This is a genomic window from Ktedonosporobacter rubrisoli, from assembly GCF_004208415.1.
GTDB classification, from domain to species: domain Bacteria; phylum Chloroflexota; class Ktedonobacteria; order Ktedonobacterales; family Ktedonobacteraceae; genus Ktedonosporobacter; species Ktedonosporobacter rubrisoli.
On the sequence record NZ_CP035758.1, the window covers coordinates 1,548,028 to 1,563,622 of the forward strand.

12 protein-coding genes are annotated in these 15,595 nt (G+C 55.0%); 8 read left to right on the plus strand and 4 right to left on the minus strand.

Features of this window, described 5'->3' with window-relative positions:
* The first annotated feature begins 133 nt into the window (after window positions 1–133).
* Window positions 134–844 carry a HEAT repeat domain-containing protein gene (locus tag EPA93_RS07105; protein ID WP_129886382.1) on the plus strand — a complete coding sequence of 237 codons (711 nt, stop codon included), beginning with the start codon at window positions 134–136 and terminating at the stop codon, window positions 842–844.
* A 229-nt stretch (window positions 845–1,073) separates the two neighbouring features.
* Here EPA93_RS07105 and EPA93_RS07110 read toward each other — a convergent pair whose 3' ends face one another.
* Window positions 1,074–1,406, minus strand: a complete 333-nt coding sequence (locus EPA93_RS07110) for an antibiotic biosynthesis monooxygenase family protein (RefSeq protein WP_129886383.1) — start codon at window positions 1,404–1,406, stop codon at window positions 1,074–1,076.
* 229 nt (window positions 1,407–1,635) lie between these two features.
* Between EPA93_RS07110 and EPA93_RS07115 the strand changes: the two genes are divergently transcribed.
* From EPA93_RS07115 to EPA93_RS07140, 6 genes are all read left to right on the plus strand, one after another.
* On the plus strand, window positions 1,636–2,538 hold the full coding sequence (locus EPA93_RS07115) for a LysR family transcriptional regulator (RefSeq protein ID WP_129886384.1): 903 nt from the start codon (window positions 1,636–1,638) through the stop codon (window positions 2,536–2,538).
* A gap of 150 nt (window positions 2,539–2,688) precedes the next feature.
* A complete protein-coding gene (locus EPA93_RS07120) occupies window positions 2,689–3,543 on the plus strand; it encodes an alpha/beta fold hydrolase (protein WP_129886385.1) in 855 nt (284 codons plus the stop codon).
* A gap of 381 nt (window positions 3,544–3,924) precedes the next feature.
* Window positions 3,925–4,167, plus strand: a complete 243-nt coding sequence (locus EPA93_RS07125; RefSeq protein WP_129886386.1) for a ferredoxin — start codon at window positions 3,925–3,927, stop codon at window positions 4,165–4,167.
* A 99-nt stretch (window positions 4,168–4,266) separates the two neighbouring features.
* Complete coding sequence (locus tag EPA93_RS07130) at window positions 4,267–5,517, plus strand: cytochrome P450 (RefSeq protein WP_129886387.1); 1,251 nt, start codon at window positions 4,267–4,269, stop codon at window positions 5,515–5,517.
* 201 nt (window positions 5,518–5,718) lie between these two features.
* Entirely contained in the window at window positions 5,719–6,246 is a 528-nt protein-coding gene (locus tag EPA93_RS07135; protein WP_129886388.1) for a PadR family transcriptional regulator, read from the plus strand.
* Window positions 6,247–6,638: 392 nt separating this feature from the next.
* Window positions 6,639–7,865: a cytochrome P450 gene (locus tag EPA93_RS07140; protein ID WP_129886389.1), complete on the plus strand. Its 1,227-nt coding sequence runs from the start codon at window positions 6,639–6,641 to the stop codon at window positions 7,863–7,865.
* Between the two features lie 254 nt (window positions 7,866–8,119).
* Here the strand turns inward: EPA93_RS07140 and EPA93_RS07145 are convergent, their stop codons facing one another.
* Window positions 8,120–9,733 (minus strand): FAD-dependent monooxygenase, encoded by a 1,614-nt coding sequence (locus EPA93_RS07145; protein WP_129886390.1) that lies wholly within the window; start codon window positions 9,731–9,733, stop codon window positions 8,120–8,122.
* 147 nt (window positions 9,734–9,880) lie between these two features.
* Window positions 9,881–12,970 (minus strand): winged helix-turn-helix domain-containing protein, encoded by a 3,090-nt coding sequence (locus tag EPA93_RS07150; protein ID WP_129886391.1) that lies wholly within the window; start codon window positions 12,968–12,970, stop codon window positions 9,881–9,883.
* Window positions 12,971–13,336: 366 nt separating this feature from the next.
* On the opposite strand from EPA93_RS07150, the gene EPA93_RS07155 reads away from it, so the two are divergent.
* Window positions 13,337–14,227 (plus strand): SMP-30/gluconolactonase/LRE family protein, encoded by an 891-nt coding sequence (locus EPA93_RS07155; protein WP_129886392.1) that lies wholly within the window; start codon window positions 13,337–13,339, stop codon window positions 14,225–14,227.
* A gap of 176 nt (window positions 14,228–14,403) precedes the next feature.
* Here EPA93_RS07155 and EPA93_RS07160 read toward each other — a convergent pair whose 3' ends face one another.
* Window positions 14,404–15,573, minus strand: coding sequence for a cystathionine beta-lyase (locus EPA93_RS07160; RefSeq protein WP_129886393.1), 1,170 nt, complete (start codon window positions 15,571–15,573; stop codon window positions 14,404–14,406).
* Between the last annotated feature and the right edge of the window lie 22 nt (window positions 15,574–15,595).

The following is a 15,595-nucleotide window of genomic DNA, read 5'->3' on the forward strand; positions in this document are numbered from 1 at the left end:
TGGCTTTGCAGCTGACATCATGGCGCAGGCGACACGCGGCGGCGCGGATGCATGAGGCTGAGCACGCTGATGAGCCAAGGACGTAGAAAAAGTCCTGCGGCAAGTGAGAACAACCAGGAAAGAGAGCCAGAATATGCCTAAAATCACCATGAGTCCCAGCAAACGAGAGCAGCGATTACAGCAGCTTCAGTCACCCGATGGCCAACTGCGGCGGTATGCTGCGCTGAAATTGGGAGCAAGTGGTGATGCGCAGGTGATTGTGCCCCTGGTTGCGGCGCTGCGGCAGGAATCGAAGGACTGGGTGCTGTCAGCTATCGCCGAAGCGCTCAAGCGGCTGGGTGACCCGCGAACGGTTGATCTGCTGGTCGCGTTGCTTCAGGACGAAGACGCATCGGTACGGAGTAAGGCGCTGGAAGCGCTCGGAGAATTGGGAGATGGGCGAGCGGTCGAAGCTGTGATTGTTTGCCTGAAAGATCAGGAGATGGATGTGCGCTATCATGCTGCCTGGGCGCTGGAGAAGCTCGGCGATACACGCGCTGTTGAGCCGCTACTCGGCAGTCTTCAAGATGCGTATCTGCCGGTGCGGATGATTGCCGTCGTTGCGCTGGGAAAGCTTGGCGATCGGCGAGCAATCGAGCCTTTGATTGCTTGCCTTCAGGATGAGGATGAGCATGTGCGGGGGGGCGCTGCCCATGCCCTGGGGCGGTTTGGCGATGCGCGGGCCATTGAGCCATTAAAAGCGCTGCTTGATGATCCGAATGAATGGGTTCGCATACAAGCCAGCAAGATGATCGAGCGTCTGCAAGGTCTGGCAGCAGAGGCTGGGCGCATAGATGAAAGCTAGAGGGCGCGCCCAACCTCCCGTGCTTCTTGCGGTCAAGCATAGTAAGAGAGATGTCAACCATTGCTTGGTAAGGAGAGGCATTCCCAACCGTATTCATCAGTGCGCAACAGGGCTAACGAAGGCAGCCAGGAGCCCTGTGCACTCCTGGCTACTTTAACCGAAAAACCCGGCTATTCCTCCAGCTACGTGTTTCTGAGAGAGAGTAACAGAGCGCTAAGTGGGAATCCCTTTACTGGCTGTCGCGCGGGGCCTGCTCCCGCTCAAACTTCCCATAATCTCTGACGACGTAAGCGACGCGGATGTGATAGTCCTTTAAGATATGGTCCCGCGCCTTTACATCGGCGGCCCGATGCGACTCAAGGTTTCTCAAGTCCTCAACGGCTTTCTCATCGCGCCAGAAGGAGAGGGAAAGGAGCTTTCCCGGCTCCGATACGCTCTCGAAACGTTCGACGGAGATAAAGCCGTCAATTGTTTCGAGATGGGGGCGAATGTCTGCCGTCAGATCGAAGAATTCGGGCTGCTGCCCTTCGTTTAGATAATTCTCGGCGATTACTGCTATCATGCTTGTCAAATCCTTTCTCAACATCTTGCCTGCTCTTCAACTTGTAAGGACTTAGGTAGGACAGGTGAGGTCGCTCGGCTGGCAAAGCGCTAAACCAGCGTTTAGAAGCATCTTCGCCTCTTTTCTGCCTGGAAAACTCACTTGCTTGCCTCTGTTCTCAGTATACGGGCTTCCCAGCCATTTGTCTAATAGATTGTCTTTATTGTCCCCATCAGCTATACTGATAGCTATGGAATTAAGCGAACTTGAAGCATTTGTCGAGATCAATAATTCTGGCGGTTTTGCGCGGGCGGCCCAGGCGTTGCACCTCTCGCAACCAGCAATTAGCCGGCGTATCGAACTGCTCGAAAAAGGGCTGGGCATGCCTTTGTTTGAGCGCCTATCAGGGAGCGGGATTCGCTTAACGCAAGCCGGCCAAGCTTTTCTACCCTATGCCCGGAAGATCCTTGTCGCGGTTGAGAATGGAAAAACTGCGGTGCATGCCCTCGAAGAGGAGGAACGAGGGTCATTGACCATGGCGCTGGTGGGTACTTTAGCCAGTACTGACCTCACCTCACGTTTACAGACCTTCCATAATACCTATCCTCATGTGCGCCTCTTCCTGCGCACAGCGCGTAGCGATGAGGTGAGCAGCCTGGTTCAGCAGGGTGAGGCGCTGCTGGGCGTGCGCTACTTTACCGATCCGCGTCCCGATATTCGCTCGCTGCATATCATGAATGATCCTCTACTTGTCGTGTGTGCAATGCATTCGCGCCTTGTTACGGGTACGCCACAGGAGCCGGCGGCATTACGCGATGTTCCGTGGTTCAGCTTCCCTTTCAAGGCGGGATCATCGGATGAAGCGTTTGCGCAGCTATTAGAACAGCAGTTATTCAAGCATGGCTTGCAGGATGCTGAAAAAACTGTGATTGATAGCCTGACTGCCCAGAAGCGGCTTATTGAGGCAGATTTTGGCATCGGGCTTCTGCCAGCTAGCAGCATTGAGGAAGAGCTGCGTCTGGGGACTTTGCGTATATTGCCGATAGAAGCCTTACAAGTTATTCTGCCTGTGATGCTCATCTATCGCCATCAAGCATATCTCAGCCTGGCCGCTCGTCTGCTGCTTAAGGCCCTGGCTCCGCCGGCTGAGTAAGCCAGCTCAGTGTGTTGGACTTGCTAGCTCCGGGCCAGCTTTGTGGAGCCCGTAAGCTGAAGAATTTCCTATACTGGGTCGCAACTAGCCACTTTCCATGCTATTATGTTAAAGGATATATGAATAAAGCTAAATTAAGGAGTTAACGTAATGTCAAATGCGGAACATGTGCAGAGCGGATTGGCAGAGATAAACGGTACAACCCTGTACTATGAGGTTGCAGGGGCTGGTCATCCTTTCGTTCTTGCCCATGGGCACCTTCTGGATAGAAGATCGTGGGATGAGCAGTTTGCAGTCTTTGCCCAGCGCTACCGGGTCATCCGCTACGATCAGCGCGGCTTTGGCGATTCGGGACTGATTACAAAAGGGAAGCCTTATTCGGATCGCCAGGATCTCTACGAGTTGCTTACATTTCTTGGTGTTGAGCGCGCCTATCTGATGGGCGTCTCGGGCGGAGGCCAGCTGGCTATCGACTTTACCCTTGAGCATCCTGAGATGGTAGATGCGCTCATTCCGGTCACAGCGGGCGTAAGTGGATTTCAGCCGCCAGAAGATTTAGCGGTCAAGCATCCACTGACGGTGCGCCTGTTTACCGAATTAGAAGAAGCTTTTACAAAGCATGATGTGGCGCGTGCGGTTGAGGTCTCGCTTGAATTGTGGACGGACGGACCGGGACGCCTTCCTGCGCACGCGGCCCCCGAATTGCGCGAGCGCATCCGCGAGATGACAACGCACAACTGGATGCGCCCTGATGATGAGGATCAGGCCGAGACGTCACCAGTGCCATTAGAGCCTCCTGCTATCAGCCGTCTAGGGCAGATAGGCGCGCCAACGCTCGTCATTCTAGGAGAATGGGACGCGCCAAATCCTCTTGAACAATTGACAGCCGAGATTCCGGGCGCCAAAAAGGTGGTTATGGCGGAGACTGCGCATCATCCTTTTATGGAGAAGCCTGCCGAGTTCAATCGAATTGTGCTGGATTTTCTGGAATCGCTCAAAGCATAGCAAACGGGACGCTCGTAGCGCCACCTCGCATTGGCTCCGCATATCTTACCTCGGCAGAGCCAATGCACCATTCTCATTTTCCTCTGCATGGATGCCTGTTCTAAAGCCTTCATTTCACTTCCCTGACTTTTTGCCGCTACAACTCATGTGTTGCCGACGTACAGCGACATTTCTCGCAGCATCTTGCCAGATCTCTCTTTTATATGTTACCATTACATATGTAACAATGATATATAAGCTTATGTGAAGCAAGTGTGCTTGCCTGCTTCTATGGCGTTTATGCAGAGAAAGATGCAAAGCCAGAGCAAAGGTTAGTCAGAGCTTGGCTAACCTGCTCTGTGCCAGCAACGCTGTGATTAGCCTGGAAAGGAAATAGGTTGCATGCGGGTGATTGCCTATACCCAGAAATGCATTGCCAGTGGCTCCTGTGCGCTGACCTGTCCGCAAGTCTTCGATCAGCGCGATACAGACGGTACAGTTCAAGTCATCAATGAGCATCCTTCACTTAATCTATTAGAGAAGGTGCGCATGGCAGTAGATCTTTGCCCCGCTCAGGTCTTTAGCCTTGAAGATGAAGAGAACCAGGCGGAGCTTACTGTGCTAGAGGATGATCGAGAAGTCTAATACACCGGCCAGACGAAACCATCTTAGCAGTGTAAGAGAGATTTTATCCCTCTTTTCAGACAGATAAGGGTCTAAAAAGATTAGGAGTACATAGACGTTATGAGTAACGAGCAAGAAGCTAAAGTCCAGGAAGTCAAGCAAGAAGCACCTTTGAGCTTTCCTATCCCTTTCGCCGATCACAGCCTTGAAATGCCAGAAACATATGAACAGCTGCGCCAGGAGTGCCCGGTTGCGCGTATCAGCATGCCCTATGGGGGTGATGCTTTTCTCCTCACGCGCCATAGCGATGTGGCCAAAGCCGCTACCGATTCGCGACGGTGTGGGACGATTAAGCAGTCGGATGGCGATGTGCCGCGCCGGGAGGCTGGCAATATCCTTGGCGGCAAGGAAGAATCGCTCTTTGGGGTCTCGGATGCGCGCCACAACCAGATCCGACGCCTGGTCACGCAAGCCTTTACCGTCAAGCGCGCCAACGCTATGCTCCCGCATGTGGTCGAGGTCACCAACGAGCTGATCGATGCTATGGAACGTAAAGGACCACCGGCAGATCTCTTTGAGGACTATGCGATCAAGACGCCCATGGCCGTCATTTGCGAACTGTTGGGCATTCCCAGTGAAGATGAGCTGCTCTTCCGCGAATGGGGACGTGCTGTCCTCTCCGTGACACTGAGCACCGAGGAGCAGCAAGGGATCTGGATGAAGATGAGCCAATATATCATGCCCTTGATCGCTAAAGAGCAGGCCAATCCCAGCGATACGGTGCTGGGCTTGCTGGTGAAGGGGCATGAGCAGGGCGACGCAGTGCTCACGCAAGGGGAAATGCTCTCCTTTGCCCTCGGACTGATCGTGGCCGGCTTTGAGACGGTGAGCACGACGTTTACCAATTCGGCCTTTATTCTGCTGCAGCGTCCCGAGCTGCTTGCCCAATTAAAAGAGCGCCTCGATGAGCCGGAGCGCCTGGCCTCGGCGATCGAGGAGGTCCTGCGCATTACGCCGGTTGGGGCGGGTAGGCCGCGAATTGTGCGTGAGGAGATTGAGTTCAGCGAAACGCCAGTCAAGCCCGGTGAGGTCGTCTTTCTCTCCTTTAACGCGGCTAACTATGATGAGTCGGTCTTTCCTCACGCAAAAAAGGTAGATTTTGATCGCACCTCAAATCCTGTCCTGACCTTTGGACGCGGGATACATGCATGCCTGGGCCAGCAACTGGCGCGCATGGAACTGCAGGCGCTTTGGAGCACCTTGCTCAAGCGTTGGCCTGAGGTGCGCCTGGCTGTGGCCCCCTCTGAGGTGCCCTGGCGCCCTGACGATACCTTGACCTTTGGTCCGGCCCATATTCCCGTGGTCTGGTAGCCTTGTACGCGTACAAGATGGCGCTCCGGTCTGCTTGCAGACTGGAGCAGGCCGGCTCTCTCTACCTTATCTGTCGCTCGCCTCGCTTACTGCTGCACCTGCCAGTTTCTCTCTCTTGCTTCAAATGATTCTTTCTATTATAGTGAGCTTATCCGGGGTGATGCCTCTTGAACAGCAAATGAATAGGGGAATGAAGTCAAAATGTATGCTGATATCCTGATCCTCGCAGCTCTCCTGCAAGGCCCTAAGCATGGATATGAGATCAAAAAAAGATATGATGAGGTACTTGAGGGTCTTGTAACGTTGCATCATAATCAGCTCTACCCGACATTGCGGCGCTTCGAGGAGAATGGAGCTGTACGTTGCGAAACGGTCAGCCAGCGTGGCAAGCCCGATCGCATTATCTACCATCTGACCGAGCAGGGTTTTGCTCTATTTCGGGATATTGTGCGCGATTTTCCCCACACGATCGCCAAAAGCGATATGGAATTTTATGTGCGTTATGCTTTCTTTGGCTTCCTTGATCCTGCTGATCGCCTTGCGATTTTGCAGACGCGCAGCAATGCCCTTAAGGTGCGGCTCAGGGAAAACGAACGCATTGACGAATATCTTGCCCCAACCTTCTTTGAGCAGGTTCAGCCCTATGTCGATCAGTTGCGCACGCTACGTGGCAAGCAGATCCGCGAAGAACTACAGTGGCTGTCCGCGCAGATCGCTCACCTGAGCTAAGCAAGAGGAGTAAAGCATCTTCTTCGCCCGCAATGATGGCAGCCTTTGCCTGGCATGCATGCTCTTCTTTTCCTGAGTCTTGAGCACTCAAACTCAGTAGCTTGCTGTTAGCCCGAACATGGAGAGCAAGAAAGCATATACAATCCCCCTTGTGAATTCTATTGTATTGGCTTCATTAGCAAGTCCTCGATACGACAAGCTTTTTCTATTCCTGTGGTACCAAATGTTTTATACTATAAGCTAAGCACATGGAAATTCTGTCTCTAGGAGTTGATATTACAGAAGATAAAATCTCGAATACTTTACAAGAGGCAGAAAGGCCCTGCTTGCTTTGTTACGGGTAACGATTAGCGCGTAAAGTATCTAAAAATATTAGGAGGTAAATAGACATTATGAGTAACGAGCAAGAAGCACCTTTGAGCTTTCCTATCCCTTTCGCCGATCACAGCCTTGAAGTGCCAGAAACATATGAACAGCTGCGCCAGGAGTGCCCGGTTGCGCGTATCAGCATGCCCTATGGAGGCGATGCTTTTCTTCTCACGCGCCATAGCGATGTGGTCAAAGCCTCCACCGATGTGAAACGTTGTGGGATGATCAAGCAGTCGGATGGCGATGTGCCACGCCTGGTGGCTGGCAAAATCATTGGTGTGGAGGAAGAATCGCTCTTTGGGGTCTCGAATGCGCGCCACAACCAGATCCGACGCCTGGTCACGCAAGCCTTTACCGTCAAGCGCGCCAACGCTATGCTCCCGCATGTGGTCGAGGTCACCAACGAGCTGATCGATGCCATGGAGCACAAGGGGCCACCGGCAGATCTCTTTGAAGACTATGCGATCAAGACGCCTATGGCCGTCATTTGCGAGCTGCTGGGCATTCCCAGTGAAGATGAGCTGCTCTTCCGCGAATGGGGACGCTCGATGCTCAGCGTCACGGATAGCGCAGAGGAGCAGCAGGAGTTCTTGATGAAGATGAGCCAATACATCATGCCCTTGATCGCTAAAGAGCAGGCCAATCCCAGCGATACGGTGCTGGGCTTGCTAGTGAAGGGACATGAGCAGGGCGACGCAGTGCTCACGCAAGGGGAAATGCTCTCCTTTGCCCTTGGTCTGATTGCCGCCGGCTTTGAGACGGTGAGCACGACGTTTACCAATTCGGCCTTTATTCTGCTGCAGCATCCCGAGCTGCTTGCCCAATTAAAAGAGCGCCTCGATGAGCCGGAGCGCTTGGCCTCGGCGATCGAGGAGGTCCTGCGCATTACGCCGCTTGGTTCGTCGGGCAACCCGCGAATTGTGCGTGAAGAGATCGAGTTTAGCGAAACGCCAGTTAAGCCCGGTGAGGTCGTCTTTCTCTCCACAAATTCAGCAAACCGTGATGAGTCGGTCTTTCCTCATCCTGATGAGGTGGATTTTGATCGTGCCTCAAACCCAATGCTGACCTTTGGACGCGGGATACATGCATGCCTGGGCCAGCAACTGGCGCGCATGGAACTGCAGGCGCTTTGGAGCACCTTGCTCAAGCGTTGGCCTGAGGTGCGCCTGGCTGTGGCCCCTTCTGAGGTGCCCTGGCGCCCTGACGATACCTTGACCTTTGGTCCGGCCCATATTCCCGTGGTCTGGTAGCCTTGTACGCGTACAAGATGGCGCTCCGGTCCACGACGAACCGGAGCAGGCCTGTCCTCTATCCTGGCTGGCCCATCGCCTTCCCACCTGGCAAACGTGCCACTACGCTCTTAAGGCGCTACTCAAGGAAAGTGTGCGTATTGAAGAATAGCTTGTCCCGACCTTCTTTGAGCAGATTCAGCCCTATGTCGATCAGGTGCGCACGCTGCGTGGCAAGCAGATCGCGCATCTGAGCTAAGCTAAAGTGCCAGCGGTCATTCTCTTGACAAAAGCTGTGAAAGGGCTGAGAACAGAACCTGTTTGGGATGTTCAGCGGTTCCTCTTTGCCGCCAGCCTATAAAGCCATCAGGCCGTATCAGCACGGCTCCAGTAGAAGAGATGCCATAGGCTTGCTGGAAACGCTGCTCTCCCTCGATAAGCTCGCCTTTCTCGCCAATACGGTAGATATCTAGCGCGATTCCCAACTGCTTTGCCACAAGCTTGCCAGCATCACTCCATGCATCCCCTGCTTCGGCGCATAAAAGCACGAAGTTTCGTTTGAATAGATCAAGCGTAGAGATCGGCTTTCCGGCCCTCTCTAACATGACATGCGGAGCACGCGAGCCAGGGCGACCCGTGGGCTGTTGGGGATCTTCATACTGCTCTGAGCTTGCCGTGCCCTCTAGAACTGCAGCCGAGTGATAGAGATAACCGAGTACCACAGTGTAGTAATCAAGGCGTGGAGCTGCGGTATCTCCGGTCTGCCTTTCGGAAAAACGCTCAGCAAAGTTTGCCAAAGCTTGTCCAACCGTCAACTGTACTACTGGGCGGCGTTCTGCTGCGTAGGTATCGAGGAGCTGCGGGCCGGCCAGGCCCTTGAGCACAAAAGCCAGCTTCCAGGCCAGGTTATGCGCATCGGCGATGCCAGTATTTGCGCCAAATCCTCCCATGGGGGGCATGACATGCGCAGAATCGCCTACCAGAAACACACGGCCCTCTCCAAAGCGTTCAGCAACAAAGGCCGCCATCTCCCAGGAGCGTGTTTCGAGAATATCGAGCGCGAGATCAGGTACGCCAACCGCGGCACGAATGAGCCTGATCCCACGCTCGCCGGCAAATTCTTCTTCGCGCTCACCTGACTCTGGATGATAGGATACGACCAGCACACTACGCGCATTGAATGGATCGTTGCCGAGAATTCCCTGGATATCTGCATTTGTCACATGACAGAAAAGCACCTTGCGACCGCGCAAGGGACCGCTTAAATCGGCGCTGAAAAGAATATTGGCCTGGTGAGAGAGCACGCCGGGTCCTTGCGTTGTAATTCCCAGGCTTTCACGGATAGGGCTATTTCCTCCGTCAGCAGCGATCAGGTAGCGTGCAGAGATGGTGGAGCGCTTCCCGCTGGCTTGATCCTCAATAAGTGCAGTTACTTTATCGGTCTCCGGCTGGAATGAGATCAGCCGGGTGTTGAAACGCAGATCTGCCCCTAATTGCCTGGCCCTTGCCTGCAGAATTGGTTCGAGCATATTCTGTGTGATGGCGCAACTCGCCATAGGACTGGCAGGCGTGACGAAATCACTGATATTCATCGCTGCCAGCTCTTTGCCCACCAGGGATTCAACCTGGAGCACCTGGGCATCGGTTGGGGATGCAGCCTCACGGATGGTCGCTTCTAGCTCGCTCTGGCGATACAGCTCCATAGTGCGTGGGCTGAGGCCACCGGCCCGAATGAAGGGAGAGAGGCCGCGATGGCGCTCTACTAGCAAGCATTTGATACCATGCCAGGAAAGAAAGAGAGCTGTGGATAGCCCGACAAGGCTTCCACCAACGATCAAAACGGGTATCTGCTCGTCATATTGTGAAGTCGAGGTAAATGAGTTTGCCATAAATGATGGTTCCTTCCCATATTTGCTTGAGAGGTGTGGGATGCACATCTCATACAATTCATTCCGAGAAGGAGTGTAGCAGCGCAAAGCGTAGAGGACATCATCTCTGCTGACGATTTTTGGATGATAGGGCATGCGTAAGGCAATTTATGGCGTCAGATGCAATTGTCGGGCCACCTCAACCGCCTGCATTCGTCCCCTCACTTGAAGTTTGCGATAAATGCTTTGAACCTGGCTACGAACAGTGTTGACAGAAACGACCAGCTGGCGCGCAATTTCTTGATTCGTTGCTCCCTCAGTCAGTAAGCGCAGCACCTGGATCTCGCGCCGGGAAAGTGCTTCTCCCCACATGTCTTTAACAGCGCCGGGTAGAGCGTCTGGCGTGCGAGCTTGTATGCCAGAGCGCAATAGCATTTGTAGATAGCGGCGTTGGGGTTGCTCATGCAGTTGGGGGAGACAGCGGCGGACAAGCGCGATCATTGCTTCTCCTTCATCCAAAAAGAGGCGCGTGTAGCCTTCCAATTGAGCGCGGGAAAGCATCTCTTGCAGAGAAATGCGTGCAGCTTGCTCGCGCCTGTCCGCAAGCCAGGAAACTGCGAGCAAAAGCTGAATTTCGCACATTCTATAGAAACGTCCCGCCTCCCTGGCTTGCTCAAGGAGCTTTTCCAATGTGCTCCTGGCCTCTTGAGCTTTCCCTTGAAACAGCAGCCAGCGGGCTATGATCATTTCCTCAAATTCTTGCAGTGACGACGGGAGAGAAGCAGGATCGTTGGAGCGCAGCGCTAACCAGTATTTGATTGCCGAGCCTGCGCCCTCCGCGAGCTGCAGCCTGGCTTGCCAGGCCAGGGCCAGGCGCTTGAGTGAGCTTGCCTGTGGCAAAGCTGGTTGCAATCCCGCCAGAAGCGTTTGCACATGACGCTGGGCCTGTGCCTGCTCTCCGCGCGCAAATAGGAGACGCGCAAGCAGCAGTTGGGCCTGAAGCTGCAGCTCTTCAGCTGCGAGATGCGCGCCAAGTTCTGCAGCCTCCTGCGCCTGCTGCCAGGAATCATCCAGCGCGTTCCATTCGTAGGAGATCCGGGCCAGACCGAGCAAGGCCTTGCTCCGATCCGTGAGATCATCTTCGGCATGCTCAAGGGCTTGTTGATAGAGATGGGCGGCATCGTGAAGTTTTCCAAGGCCAGTTGCCACCTCAGCAAGAAAGAGAGGAACGACGCGCGAGGCATTCCGGTTGGGGGCAGAGCGGGAGAGATCCTGCAAAGCAAGACCCGTCTGCCAGGCGGCTAGCAGATCACCTCTGTCAAGTTCTTCGACTCCCACGAGCGAGAGAGCGATCCCACGCCACATGCGCTCCTGAATCGGCAAGCAGCCAAGAGCTTGTCTGGCAAGATCGCTTGCTTCTTGCCGGTAACCTTGCCTCTGTGCCAGGATGGCGCGAACGGCTAGCGTTGCGCCGATTTGCTCTGATTGATTGCTCTCCTGAAAAGCCCGTTGGGCTCGGTCAAGCACACGCTCAATCACAGCTACAGGAGTGATCCCTTGCAGGCTTCTTGGAAAAAGGAGCACAGATGCATACGTCAAACACAGCTGGGGGTGAGCTGAGAGCACATCCTCCGGCAAGCACTCTAGCCAGCGTTGTAAGGTGGGATAGCCAAAGTTCGAAGTGAAGGGCAAGCGCTCAATCTGGGCCATGAGGGCGGCGGCATGCGAGTAGCGCGAGGCAGATAGCGCCGTTTCAATGGCCTCTGCGAGCATCCCATGTTCTTCAAACCAGCCACTCGCCTTGCTCAGACTCCGGGTGAACTCCTCTGCAGCAAGGAAATGCCTGGCTTTGGCCCTCATAGCTTCCGCAAAGAGCTCATGATAGCGATACCATTGCCGGGCCTCGTCTAATGATTCCAGGAATAGCCCCGCATTCTCAATTGTGGCCAGCAGAGAGGCGCTATCAGTTCTCTCCAGCATAGCGTCGCAGAGGCTTGCCGTGAAGCGATTGAGCAGGCAAGTATGGAAGAGAAAACGCTGGATTGGCTCCGGCTGCCTGGAGACAACTTCTTCCATAAAATATTCGCTAACCTCCTGCTTGCGGCCAGAAAATGCCTCAAGATGCTTCTCAAGAGCTTCGGTATCCTTATAGCGTTGAAGTGTAAGAAGCAGGAGCCGGATGCCTGCGGCCCAACCGCCAATCCTACGGGTAATATGCACAAGTCTCTCCTCTGCGATGGGCGCTCCTGTCGCCTGATGTAGCAGCGAAGCCGTTTCCTGGCCGGTGAGCAAAAGATCGGAAGCTAGTAGTTCGTTCAGCTCACCATTGGCCCGTAGGCGTGAGAGAGGAAAAGGAGGATTGCAGCGCGTCGTAATCACAAGATGCAGGGTGGCGGGAAGATGTTCAAGCATAAAGCCTAACGATGCCTGGATGCGTGGAGAAGTAATTACATGGTAATCTTCAAGAACCAGCAGCCCCTTGCCTGGAGCGTGTGTTAGGTCGTTGAGGAATAAGGTGAGGGCTTTCTCTAGCGGAAGCTTTGTCTCAAATGGTACAGCTGTGGGCTCCAGAAGGACAAGCGCTTCCCGCCCAGCGTTGGGGGCAAGGATCTGGCAAGCGCTGATCACATAGTGCCAGAAGCGGGCCGGATCATTGTCGCCAGCATCAAGCGTGACCCAGGCGACAGGAAGTGGCCCTCCCTGCTCAGGTAGCGCATGAAGCCACTGGCGCACGGCAATCGTTTTGCCGAAGCCTGGCGGAGCGCAGAGCAGCGTTAGCTTGCCTGGCAGGCCCTTGTTTAGTCGCTGCAAGAGGCGTTCGCGAGGCAGGAGAAAAGCAGGAAGTTGAGGCATTTGAAGCTTGGACTCAAGCAACACGGGGAGAGAAATGCTGCTTTCCTCTTGCGGTGGCGTGGAAGGCAGCGCTTCCACAGATGGACCTGATGCGATGGCGCGGGCGATGCTCTCTAAGCGGGCGGGAGAGAGCAAGCAGTCAGGTCCAACATATTTCTTGCGGCGGCGCCCCTGGTAGGAGCGATAGGCATACCAATAGCCGGCCCCGCGAGCTCGCGCCTCTTTCAAAAGGCTCAAGTGCCCTTCTTTTCCCTGAAAAGAGAACGAAGTATGCGTCGCGAGCCAGCTAAACCAGGCATCCTCTTCTGTCAACAATAGCGTTTGGTTCGGGCAATCTCGCTCGTGTAGTTCATAGCGCTGCTTCTGGGGAACCCAGAGCAGAACCGCTGCTGTGACCTTCGACATAGCTAAACCTATCTTCTGCTTTCCTGGCTTAAAGAAGGGAATATTCCCCCAACGAGGATGAGTATATCCCAGGTCTTGGGGAAAAACAAGACGTTTAAGGGATAAGGGGTAGGATGTTGGGGGATAGATGGGGCCAAAGAAGAAACTCGGATAGAGCCTCGCAGGCTTTGCCAAAAGTTAATTAGACTCACATGCCTCAAGAAGAGCAAACCATAAGAAGTTTTGTTCCGACGTTTGTGCTACACTTTTTATTGTCAAGCACAGTTGTGTATTTGCCTCTTCGACAGCGGGGAGGGCAAAACTTGCCTAAAGAAATGCCCATTGGAGCGCTTTGTAGCACAGTCTTTTTGAGAAAGAGAGAGACCGATGCCAAATACATCGTCCATGCCTGAACCCAAAGTCCTATTGGACGGGCTTGCCTATGTCGAAACGCCTCGCTGGCACGAGGGCCGATTATGGTTCGCTCATTGGGGGACAGGCGAGATTGTCGCGGTTGATCTTGCTGGCAACAGTGAGGTCACCGGCCATGGACCCGCTGGCCTGGGCTGGGCCATCGACTGGCTGCCCGATGGCTGCCTTCTGGTCACCGGTAAGGAGCTGCTGCGCAGGGAGCCGGATGGATCGATGGTCCGGCACGCCGACCTGAGCGAGTTTGCCGATTTTTGGAACGAAATCGTAGTCGATGGCCGGGGCAACATCTACCTCAACAGCATCCGCTTTGGCTTCCTCGCCGGTCAGCCGCCCACAGCCGGCATTATCGCACTGATCACCCCGGATGGCTCGGCCCGCCAGGTTGCGGGCGATCTGGCGTTTCCCAACGGTATGGTGGTCACGCCTGATAACAAAACGCTGATCGTCTCCGAGTCCTTCGCCGGACGGCTTATTGCCTTCGATATCGAAGCTGACGGCAGCCTGTCCAACCGGCGAGTGTGGGCCGAGGGCCTGGGTCCTGATGGCATCTGCATGGACGCCGAAGGCGCTATCTGGGTTCAGACAGCAGATGTGCGCGCCCACAGCGGACGTGAAGATGCCCCAGAGGGGGCGGTCGTGCGAATCCGCGAGGGAGGCGAGGTACTGGAACGCCTCGAATACAACCGCGCGATCTTCGCTGTCATGCTCGGTGGTGCGGACCGCAAGACGCTATTCATGCTGGCTGCCGAATGGCGTGGCTTCGAGAAGATCAACGAGGCGATCGCGGCTCGCACCGGGCAGGTGCTGATCAGCCAGGTATCAGTACCAGGCGTGGGATGGCCGTAACCAAAGCACAAATCTGGGATGATTTGCTTGCTGCTCATGAGAAGTGGCACCAAGATTACAGCTTCCAAAAACATCTCGCGTATGAGAAGTGAGATGACAGCTATCACAGCCCTGCCGCCGTTCTGAGTTGGATCAAAGGGGTGCAACCAGAACCAGAGCAGATGTACCAGGCATTCTCATCCCTCTACACGGCTCCCAAACCTATCAAGAGCGCGCGACAGGTCGGCGATCAGGTCGTCCGGCTCCTCCAGCCCAATGTTGAGGCGAACGAGGCGTCCTTCGTAATCCCGATTTGGCCGCCGCATGTCGGGATAGACCATTACCAGCGACGTGGTGCCTCCCCAACTAAAACCTTTTCGAAAGAGCGTGAGGCTGTCTACAAAGGTGAGCACCTTCCCTGCCGAGATCTCAGGGCCGAACACGAACGAAAAGACGCTTGCCGACCCGCTGAAATCGCGCTTCCAGAGATCATGTCCTGGGCAGTCGGGCAGCGCCGGGTGCAGCACTGTCTCAATCTCAGGCCGGTCCTTTAGCCATTTCGCGACAGTGAGCGTGCTTGATTCCAGTCGCTCCAGGCGGATGCCCAGCGTCTGCAATCCGCGCAGCGCGAGGCTAGCATCATCAGGCGACACGGCCATGCCGAGCTGGTTCCAGACTGAACCGACCTTCTCGTAGAGTTCGGGACTTGAGACCGACACTGAACCGAGCAGCAGATCGCTATGGCCGCCAACATATTTCGTAAGCGCCTGCACACAGACATTGACGTCATGCTTGAAGGCGTCGAAAAGCACGCCGGCTGCATAGGTATTGTCGAGTGCCACTGGCACGCCGTGCGCCCTGGCAGCGGCGACGATGGCTGGTACGTCTTGTATCTCCATAGTCACGGACCCTGGGCTCTCGGTCCAGATCAGTGCCGTGTTAGGTCGGATCAGCTCTGCGATCTCTGCGCCGATCGCCGGATCGTAGGTCTCGATCTCGATACCCAACCCTTTGAGCAGTCCGCCGGCCATCTCCTTGCTTGGTCCATAGGCGCTGTAGGGCACGAGCCCATGGCTGCCGGCCTGGCAGAAAGTGAGATAGACTAGCGCGATCGCCGCCTGGCCGCCCGGTACGACGAAGCAGTGATGCGCTCCTTCGATCTCCGCGATCCGCGCGCCAAGTTCGAGGACAGTCGGGCTGCCGTATATCCCGTAGGTATAGCCGTGTGTCTCTTGCCGCCAGTCGTCGATGATATCTGCAGCTTTGTCGAACACGACAGTCGAGCCTCGGTAGATGGGGATAGAAAGCGACCGGAAGCCTTCCGGTGTATGGGAAGAGGAATGCAGTAGTTTCGAACGCCAATGCATGATAGTCTCCGTTGAAAGGTTG